This window comes from Embleya sp. NPDC059213 (assembly GCF_042754445.1).
Taxonomy (GTDB): Bacteria; Actinomycetota; Actinomycetes; order Streptomycetales; family Streptomycetaceae; genus Embleya.
On record NZ_JBHZAV010000281.1, the window covers coordinates 1 to 8,635 of the forward strand.

General features: G+C 72.4%; 8 protein-coding genes. 6 read left to right on the top strand and 2 right to left on the bottom strand.

The genetic code is table 11. The features are described from left to right. Nucleotides 1-307: carbohydrate-binding protein (locus tag ACFXMF_RS44940; RefSeq protein WP_380021203.1), on the top strand; the 307-nt coding region annotated here is incomplete at its 5' end. 210 nt (nucleotides 308-517) lie between these two features. Here the strand turns inward: ACFXMF_RS44940 and ACFXMF_RS44945 are convergent. Next, complete coding sequence (locus ACFXMF_RS44945; RefSeq protein ID WP_379988021.1) at nucleotides 518-1,201, bottom strand: TetR/AcrR family transcriptional regulator; 684 nt, start codon at nucleotides 1,199-1,201, stop codon at nucleotides 518-520. A 464-nt stretch (nucleotides 1,202-1,665) separates the two neighbouring features. On the opposite strand from ACFXMF_RS44945, the gene ACFXMF_RS44950 reads away from it, so the two are divergent. The 5 genes from ACFXMF_RS44950 to ACFXMF_RS44970 all read left to right on the top strand — a co-directional run bounded on the left by ACFXMF_RS44950 (nucleotide 1,666) and on the right by ACFXMF_RS44970 (nucleotide 7,041). Next, a complete protein-coding gene (locus tag ACFXMF_RS44950; protein ID WP_379988020.1) occupies nucleotides 1,666-2,049 on the top strand; it encodes a hypothetical protein in 384 nt (127 codons plus the stop codon). A gap of 107 nt (nucleotides 2,050-2,156) precedes the next feature. Beyond that, nucleotides 2,157-3,110 carry a metal-dependent hydrolase gene (locus ACFXMF_RS44955; protein WP_379988019.1) on the top strand — a complete coding sequence of 318 codons (954 nt, stop codon included), beginning with the start codon at nucleotides 2,157-2,159 and terminating at the stop codon, nucleotides 3,108-3,110. After that, entirely contained in the window at nucleotides 3,107-4,240 is a 1,134-nt protein-coding gene (locus ACFXMF_RS44960; RefSeq protein ID WP_379988018.1) for a PDR/VanB family oxidoreductase, read from the top strand. Before ACFXMF_RS44955 ends, ACFXMF_RS44960 begins: the two co-directional genes overlap by 4 nt. A gap of 153 nt (nucleotides 4,241-4,393) precedes the next feature. Then, a complete protein-coding gene (locus tag ACFXMF_RS44965; protein WP_379988017.1) occupies nucleotides 4,394-5,224 on the top strand; it encodes a M24 family metallopeptidase in 831 nt (276 codons plus the stop codon). Next, on the top strand, nucleotides 5,221-7,041 hold the full coding sequence (locus ACFXMF_RS44970; RefSeq protein WP_379988016.1) for an SDR family oxidoreductase: 1,821 nt from the start codon (nucleotides 5,221-5,223) through the stop codon (nucleotides 7,039-7,041). The genes ACFXMF_RS44965 and ACFXMF_RS44970 overlap by 4 nt, the downstream gene beginning before the upstream one ends. Here ACFXMF_RS44970 and ACFXMF_RS44975 read toward each other — a convergent pair. Further along, a complete protein-coding gene (locus tag ACFXMF_RS44975; RefSeq protein ID WP_379988015.1) occupies nucleotides 6,944-8,206 on the bottom strand; it encodes a Cmx/CmrA family chloramphenicol efflux MFS transporter in 1,263 nt (420 codons plus the stop codon). The two genes, ACFXMF_RS44970 and ACFXMF_RS44975, sit on opposite strands and share 98 nt — an antisense overlap. Between the last annotated feature and the right edge of the window lie 429 nt (nucleotides 8,207-8,635).

An 8,635-nucleotide genomic window follows, 5' to 3' on the forward strand; every position in this document is an offset into this window, starting at 1 on the left:
GCCGCGCAACAACACCGACACCATCTACGACCCCCGACTGCTGATGACGGTCCGTACGGTCAACACCGGCAAGGAGGCGTCCTTCGACTTCGTGCTGAACGTCAACGGCGTTCCGCCGACGACCACCCCGCCGACGAGCCAGCCGCCCACCAACCCGCCGGGCGGCGGGAGTTGGGCCGCGGGCACGAACTACCCGGCCGGGGCCACGGCGAGCTACGGCGGTCAGAACTACCGCTGCCTGCAAGGCCACACGGCACAACCGGGCTGGGAGCCGCCCAACGTGCCGGCTCTGTGGCAGCGGATCTGATCGACCGACCTCGGGGGGAGGCGAGTCGATCACGGGCCCCGGCGGCGCCACCCGCCGGGGCCCGATGCCGTGCCCCGATGTCGTCCTTCGAAGTTGTGCCCGATGCCGGGACCGTGCCGAGCCGCCGCCGGTGTCGAGTGCCCGACCCGGGGTCGAACCGGACGCGGCCGGCCGGGTCGGGCCCACCCCGACCGCCACTCGCGGTGCCCGCTACTGCGAAGGTGTGCTCGCCCGGTGCAGGGCGAGGGCGGCCTCCGGGGCCGGCCAGGCCGGGTCCAACCGGGCGATGGTGACGAAGGTGTCCAGGAGCAGCATCACCAGCAGGTGGTGGATCTCCTCGCGCGCCAACTCCCGGCGGGCCAGCCAGTCCAGGGTGACCCCCTCGACGCAGTACAGCCAACCGACCAGTGCGGCGCGGGCGATCGGCGACGGGTCGGCCCGGCCGTAGGCGCCCTCCGCGAGTGAGGTGAGCATCTCCTCGCGGACACGTTCGCGGATGGTGAGCACGTCCGTGTCGAAGCCGACGCCGCCGCTGACCACCGTGCGGTAGGCGGCCTCGTTCCCCTGCGCGAAGCGCAGATAGCCGTCGAGCACCTTGCGCAGCCGGTCGGCCGCGGGCTGATCCGCATCGCTGCGGGCCCGGGCGACCAGGTCGGCCACCGAGTCCTCGATCACCGCGAGGTAGTAGCCGCGCTTGTTCCGGAAGTAGTAGTAGAGCAGGCCCTTGGCGACATTCGCCCGGCTGGCGATCTCGTCCACGGACAGTGCGTCGTACGAGGTGTGGGCGAACAATTGCCTTCCGATGGCCACGAGTTCGGCCCGGCGGGCCTGCGAGCGTTCGGATTCGGGCGGGGTCCGGCGGCCGTCCCGGCGGGATCGTTGACTTTGATTCAAAACGACGCCTAGTCTCGGTCGCGGCAAGGTACGTGCACGGTTGGCGGCAACGTGGTGCGGGCGATCGCGCTCCGTGTGCCACGTCCACGGCAAGAGTACCGGCGCAGCCCTCGGGCGGTTCGGGGAATCCTCCCGGTCGCCTCATTTCTCGGCAAGGCATCGCGGTTCGCGGCAGGCAACCCGCCGCGGCATCGTGCTTTTCGACCGACGGCACCCGCATCGTCGTCGGCCCCGATCCACGGCACCCCCGCAGCGCGACCGATTCCGACGAGGACGGACTCGACATGGATTCCAGCCCGCGGCCGCACCGAACCCATCCTTCCGCCCTCCCGGCGGCGGCAGTTGCGGTGTTGATCGCCGCCTCCGCGGTCGTCGGCCCGAGCGCCGAGCGAGCGCGTGCCGCACCGCCGTCGCGGACATCGGCCGCCGCACCGGCGCCTGGCGCGCGGGCCAACGCGAAGCCGGTGGACATCACCGCGAGCGTGTTCGCGCCGAACGGCTTCGCCCTGGCGGGGGTGACCACCGTCGACACCGCCGCCGGGCCGCGCAAGGTGCTGGTCCTGACCATGGATTCGGCGCACCTGAAGGACTACGCCCTCACCACCGTCGACCCCGGCGGCAACGTGAAGCTGACCACCCGCAGCCTGGATCTGGTCGGCCATGTGCGGATCTACCTCACCCGGTTGCACGGCTGCATCGAGGGCCTGATCTGCCTCGACTTCGCGCCCGACGCGTTGCCGCTGCCGCCGATCATCCCGCCGTTCGTGTTCATGACCGATGTGCGCGCCCAACAGGCGTTCGTACACGCGGACAAGCTGACCACCGACATCGTGCTCAAGCCGTCCTGACCCTCCTCCCGGAGCGGCCGAAGGCGACGTGCGAGCGGAGTATTGACTTTTGTTCAACACTCCCTACTGTGGGGTAACAAGAGTCCTTCCGACGAAGGAGCACCGCCATGTCCCCGGCTCCCCCCGCCGCAGCGGTCCCGCGGATCGCCCGGCGCTCGATCCGAACTCCCTTCGACGGCCGCGTCGTTCGCGACGACGAACACCGCGACCTGGCGCTGGATCCGCGCGACGTGCGGTTCGACTGGTCGCGCCTGCCGATGCACTGGGTGCCGGACGAACCGATGGCCACGCACACGATGAACGTGCTGCACCTGTTGTTGCCCGAGGGCGAGCGCTGGTTCGTGCGCACCTTCCAGGAGGCGCTGCCGCTGATCACCGACGAGCGGCTGCGCGAGGACGTGATCGGCTTCATCGGCCAGGAGTCCGTGCACGCCGAGGCGCACCAGGGCGTGCTGGACCTGCTGCCGGCCAAGGGCCTGGACCCGACGCCGTTCCTGCGTCAGGTGGAGTGGCTCTTCCATCGGGTGCTCGGCGCCCGGGACGACCTCGCCGGCGCCGCCGGCCGCGAACACCTGATCGAGCGGGTCGCGATCATCGCCGCGATCGAGCACTTCACCGCGTTCCTCGGCGACTGGGTGCTCAACGCGCCCGGCCTGGACCGGGCCGAGGCGGATCCGACGATGCTCGACCTGCTGCGTTGGCACGGTGCCGAGGAGGTGGAACACCGCAGCGTCGCCTACGACCTGCTCGTGCATGTGGACCCGAGCTATTCGCGTCGGATGCGCACCATGGCGGTCACCGGCCCGGTGCTGATCTGGCTGTGGGTGCGCGGGGTGCGCTTCCTGATGTTCGCCGACCCCGAGGCGGCGGGCCGGGGCAGGCCGACCTGGCGTGCGTACGTACAGGCGTCGAGGCGCGGGTTGTTGCCGGGGCTCACCGGCGTCGCGCGGTCCGCCGCGCGCTACGTCAAGCCGCGCTACCACCCCACCCAGGAGGGCTCCACGAGCCAGGCCGTCGCCTACCTGGCCTGCTCGCCCGCAGCCCGGGCCGCAGCCCGATGAGCCCGGCCACGCCGCCGACTTCGGTGCCGTTGCCGACCGGTGCGCCGCCGGACCTGTACCGGCGCGAGCGCGGCGACCGGATGATGCGCGCGCTGACCGTGCTCGGCCGGCTGCACACCGGGGCGCTCGCCCACCGGGGACGGCGCCGAGCCCGTTTCGCGGGGCCGCCCACCACGCCGAACACCCGACCCGGATCACTCGAACTCATGGTGCGCGAACGGGTCGTCGAGGCGCGGGACGTGCTCTCGCTGCGGTTGGGCGCACCGGCCGGCGGCCGACTGCCCGGCTGGCAGCCCGGCGCCCACCTGCTGTTGGAACTGCCCTCCGGACGCCGCCGGCACTACTCGTTGTGCGGCGACCCGCGGGATCGCTACACCTACCGGATCGCGGTCCGCCGACTCGCCGAGGGCGGCGGCGGATCGGTGGAGATCCACGACGCGCTGCCGGTCGGCGCGACGTTGCGCACGGCCGGTCCGCGCAACGCGTTCCCGTTCGCCGCGGAACCGGCCGTGCTCTTCCTGGCCGGCGGCATCGGCATCACGCCGATACTGCCGATGGTGCGCCGGGCCGAACAGGCCGGTCTGGACTGGCGGCTGATCCACCTCGGCCGCACCCGCGCCTCGTTGCCGTTCGGCGCCGAGCTGACCGAACTGGGCGGAACCAACGGGCGGTTCGAGGTGCGTACGGACGACGAGGCGGGACTGCCGGACGGCGCCGAGCTGCTTCGCCGGGCGCCCGCCGGGGCGGCGGTGTACTGCTGCGGTCCCGCGCCCATGCTGGCCGGGATCCGGGCGGCGATCGACGCGAGTCCGGCCCGCGGGCTGCACTTCGAGCGGTTCGCGCCGGCGCCGGTGGTCGACGGGCGGGCCTTCGAACTGCGGCTCGCGCACGGCGGGATGGACCTGTCGGTGCCCGCGGACCGATCCGCCCTCGACGTGCTGCGCGAGGCCCGGCCGGACACCGCCTACTCGTGCCGGCAGGGGTTCTGCGGGGTGTGCCGGGTCCGGGTGTCGGCCGGTGTCGTCGAGCATCGTGATCTGCGGCTGACCGACCGGGAGCGGGCGGCGGGCGCGATGTTGGTGTGCGTGTCGCGGGCCGCCGAGGGGGAGCGGCTCGTACTGGATCTGTGAGCGGCCGGACGAGCCCTCCCCCCGAACGGCCGCGTGCCGACCACTCGGGCGCGGATCACCCGGCTGCATCCGACTCGGTGTCATCCCACCTCCACGAAGGCGGAGTTCATGAGCACACGGCTACCGGTTCCGGCGCAGCGAACGACGCGAGGGATGCCGACGTTCGCCTACGACGAGGTCGATCTGGCGCGATTTCGCGACGTGCAAAGGCTGGCGTACCGATGCGCCGAGCGCGTCGCGGCCCGGATCGCACCGGGGGTGACGGAGCGTCGGGTCGCCGCGTGGCTGCGCCGGGAGTTGGTGGCGGAGGGCGTCCGGGACTTCTTCCACATCCCGTTCGTGTGGTTCGGCGACCGCACCGCGTTCCGCGGTTTCCGTACCCCGCTCCAGTTCTTCCCCAGCGGCCGGGTGCTCACCGAGGGCATGCCGTACGTACTGGACTGCGCCCCGATCGTGGACGGGTACACCGCCGACATCGGCTACGCCGGCAAGGTCGGCGAGAACGCGGTGTGGGACCGCCTCGTCGCCGACCTCGGCGCCTACCGCGACCTGATCCTGCGCGAGGTCAAGGCGGGCAGGCCGCTCGACGACGTGTACCGCGCGGTGGACGCGCTGATCCTCGAACACGGCTACGACAACCGGCATCGCGTCTACCCCGGGCGGGTGATCGGCCATCGGGTCACCCGGGTGACGCTGCGCGGGCCGATCGGGGTGAGTGCGCTTGGCTTCGGCGTGCGCACGCTGCGCACCCTGGGCCGGGAGCTGATCGGCGAGCGACTGCACGGGCGTTCGCCGCTGTGGGCGGACGGGCGGGCCTCGCGGCACGCGCCGACACCGGGCCTGTGGGCGGTCGAACCGCATCTCGCGCTGCGCGGAGTGGGCGCCAAATTCGAGGAGTTGCTGGTGGTCACCGACGACGACGCGTACTGGCTGGACGACGACCTGCCGCACGTGCACCGCGTGCGTGCGGCGGCCGGCCGATGACCGCGCCGGCCGGGAGTGCCGCCCGGCGCGTGGTGGAGGTGGTCGGCGGGCTGCCGACCCGCACCGTGGTCTCCGCCGGGGTGTCCCTGGCGGTGTACGAACAGGGGCCGGAGAGCGGCCCGTTGGTGCTGTTGGTACACGGGTATCCGGACACCCATCGGGTATGGGACGACGTCGCCGCCGATCTGGAGCGCGACCATCGGGTGGTGCGCTACGACGTCCGGGGCGCGGGCACGTCCGGTGCGCCCGGGAATCGGTACGGCTACCGGCTCGAACAGTTGGCCGCCGACCTGTTCGCGGTGTTGGCCGAGGTCGCCCCGGATCGGCCCGCGCACGTACTGGCCCACGACTGGGGCTCGATCCAGGCGTGGGAGGCGGTCACCGACCGGGCCGGCCCGCGCCGGATCGCGTCGTACACCTCGATCTCCGGGCCGTGCCTGGACCACGTCGGACACTGGATGCGCAGCCGGTTCGCCCGACCCACGCCCCGGCACGTGCGGCAACTCGCGGCCCAGTCGCTGCGTTCGTGGTACATCACCGCCTTCCACCTGCCGGTCCTCGCACCGGCGACCTGGCGGCTGGGCCTGGCCGCGCACTGGGGCCGGGTGTTGGCCGAGGCGGAGGGCGTTCGGCCGCGCTCCGCCCACCCGCAGCCCACGCTCGCCGACGACGCGGTGCGCGGCATCGCGCTGTACCGGGCCAACATGTTGCCCCGGACGTTGCTGCCGGGTCGGCGCGAAACCACCGTGCCGGTACAACTCGTCACCCTCACCGAGGACCGCTACGTCGGCGCGGCGCTGTCCGAGGACCTGGAGCGGTGGGCACCCGTGCTCTGGCGGCGCTCGATCGCCGCCGGCCACTGGTCCGCCCTGCTGGAGAAGGCGACGATCGTGGCCGGGATGACCCGCGAGTTCGTCGACCACATCGAGCACGGCACCGCGACACCGGCCCTGGACCGGGCCCGTCGGCGGCAACCGCCTTCGGGCGAGGACCCGTTCGTGGGCCGGCTGGCGGTGATCACCGGCGCGGGCGGCGGGATCGGGCGGGCCACCGCGGTCGCGTTCGCCGAACAGGGCGCGGACCTGGTGCTGTGCGACCTGAATCTCGCCGCTGTCGAGCGCACCGCCGAACTGGCCCGGCTGTACGGCCGATCGGCGCACGCGTATCGCGTCGACGTGGCCGACGGCGCGGCGATGGACACCTTCGCGGCGCAGGTCGCACACACCCACGGGGTTCCGGACATCGTGGTCAACAACGCGGGCGTCGGCCACTCGGGTACGTTCCTGGCCACGAACGGTGCCGAGTGGAAGCGGGTGCTGGACGTCAACCTGTGGGGAGTGATCCACGGTTGCCGGGCCTTCGGCACCTTGATGGCCGAGCGCGGTACGGGCGGCCACATCGTCAACCTCGCGTCGGCGGCGGCCTATACGCCGTCCAAACCGCTGGCCGCGTATGCGACGAGCAAGGCCGCCGTGGCGATGTTGTCCGACTGCCTGCGCGCCGAGGTGGCCGGCTCCGGCGTGCGGGTGAGCACGATCTTCCCGGGCATCGTGAACACCGGCATCACCCGCACCACCACCTTCTCCGACACCGACGACACCGAGCAGAACGCCCGCCGGGAACGCTTCTCCCGACTGTACGCACGGCGCGACTACCCACCGGAGAAGGTCGCCGACCACATCGTCCGCGCGATCCGCCGGCGCCGCCCGACGGTCCCGGTCACGCCGGAGGCGAGGCTGGGCCGCCTGCTGAGCCGGCTGTCTCCCGCGACGATGCGGGCACTGGCCCGGATCGGCGGGCCCGGGTCGTCACGGTGAGGGCCGTGAGCAACAGGGCGGTCAGCATCAGGGCCGCGCTGACCCACAGCGGGGCGCGGTAGCCGAAGTCGGCGTCGATGGCCAGCCCGCCGAACCAGGGGCCGAGCGCCGCGCCCACGTTGAACGCGGCCGTGGCGGCGGCGCCGGCCAGTGCGGAACCGGCCGGGGCGAGTCGAAGCACCCTGGCGATCAAGGCCGTTCCGGTGCCGAAGGCGAGCATTCCCTGGATCGGGACGAGCACGATCAGGGCGATCGGCCGGTCGGCGGTCAAGGCGAGTGCGGCCCATCCCGCGGCCAGGGCCGCCGCGCCGACCGTGATCAGCGTGTTCGGGCGGGCGTCGACGATCCGGCCGGCGATGGTGACACCGACGAACGAGCCCACCCCGAACAGCGCGAGCGTGACCGGGACCCAGCCGGCACCGAGGCCGGCGACCTCGGTGACGACCGGTTCGAGGTAGGCGAACGAACCGAACGTCGCGCCCTGGACCAGAGCGCTCAGCAACAGCGTGAGCAGCAGCGACGGCGTACCGAGGGCCCGCAGTTCGCCGCGCGCGCCGCCCACACCGGCGGCCTCGATCGGGCCGTCCGCCGCGCCGTCCGCCCCGCCGTCCGCCGCGCCGGTTCGATCCGGCACCGTTCGGGCGATCGCGAAGACGGCCGGCACGGACACCAGGGCCACCGCCCAGAACGCCGCCCGCCACCCCCACCAGCCGCCGAGCAGAGCACCCGCGGGCACTCCCACGATGCAGGCGAGCGTGACACCGCCGACCACCACGGAGGTGGCCCGCGCCCGCCGTTCGGGCCCGACCAGATCGATCGCGGTGACCAGCGCGACCGCCCAGAACCCGGCGTTGGCGAGCGCGCCGACCACGCGGGTGGCCAGCAGGATCGGGTAGTTCGGGGTGAGCGCGCCGACGACGTGCACGGCGACGAACACCCCCAGGAAGAACAACAGCGCCGGCCGGCGCGGCCGGTTCCGGCTCAACAGCGCCATCGTGGGCGCGCCGATCACCATCCCGATCGCGAACGCCGAGGTCAGCAACCCGGCGGTGGGCACCGATACGTGCAGATCGGCGGCGATGTCCGAGAGCAGCCCGGACAGCATGAACTCCGAGGTGCCCTGGGCGAATACCGCGAGCCCGAGCACATAGACAGCGAATGGCATGACGAAACCCCATGAACGTGCGACGAATCCGACCGGACGGGGGTGGGCCGCGCCGCCCGTTCCGCACCACACGCCGGGAAACCGTCCGGGCAGGCCGGAACGAAGGGCGGGGGGAAGGGGCGAGAGGCCCACACTTCACCACTCCGGTACTGCCGCGGCCCAGCCGTGCCCGAAGACGCCCGCAGCCTGATCAGGCCGGGCGGTTCGCGTTCATCGGCTCATCGACGAGAGGAGGGCCACCGCAACACCGGCGGCCTGCGTCTGTCCGATTCGGGACTGCACACGCTCGGGAGCGTACCAGCCACCGTCCGCCGGGGCCTTCCCGAGTGGGTCGGGTGTTTGCGGCGGGCGGTCGCGTTTTGGTCGGCGGCGGGTGGCTTTGTGCTTTTATTTTTTATTGGTCTGGTGGAGGTTGGAGAGTTCCATTGT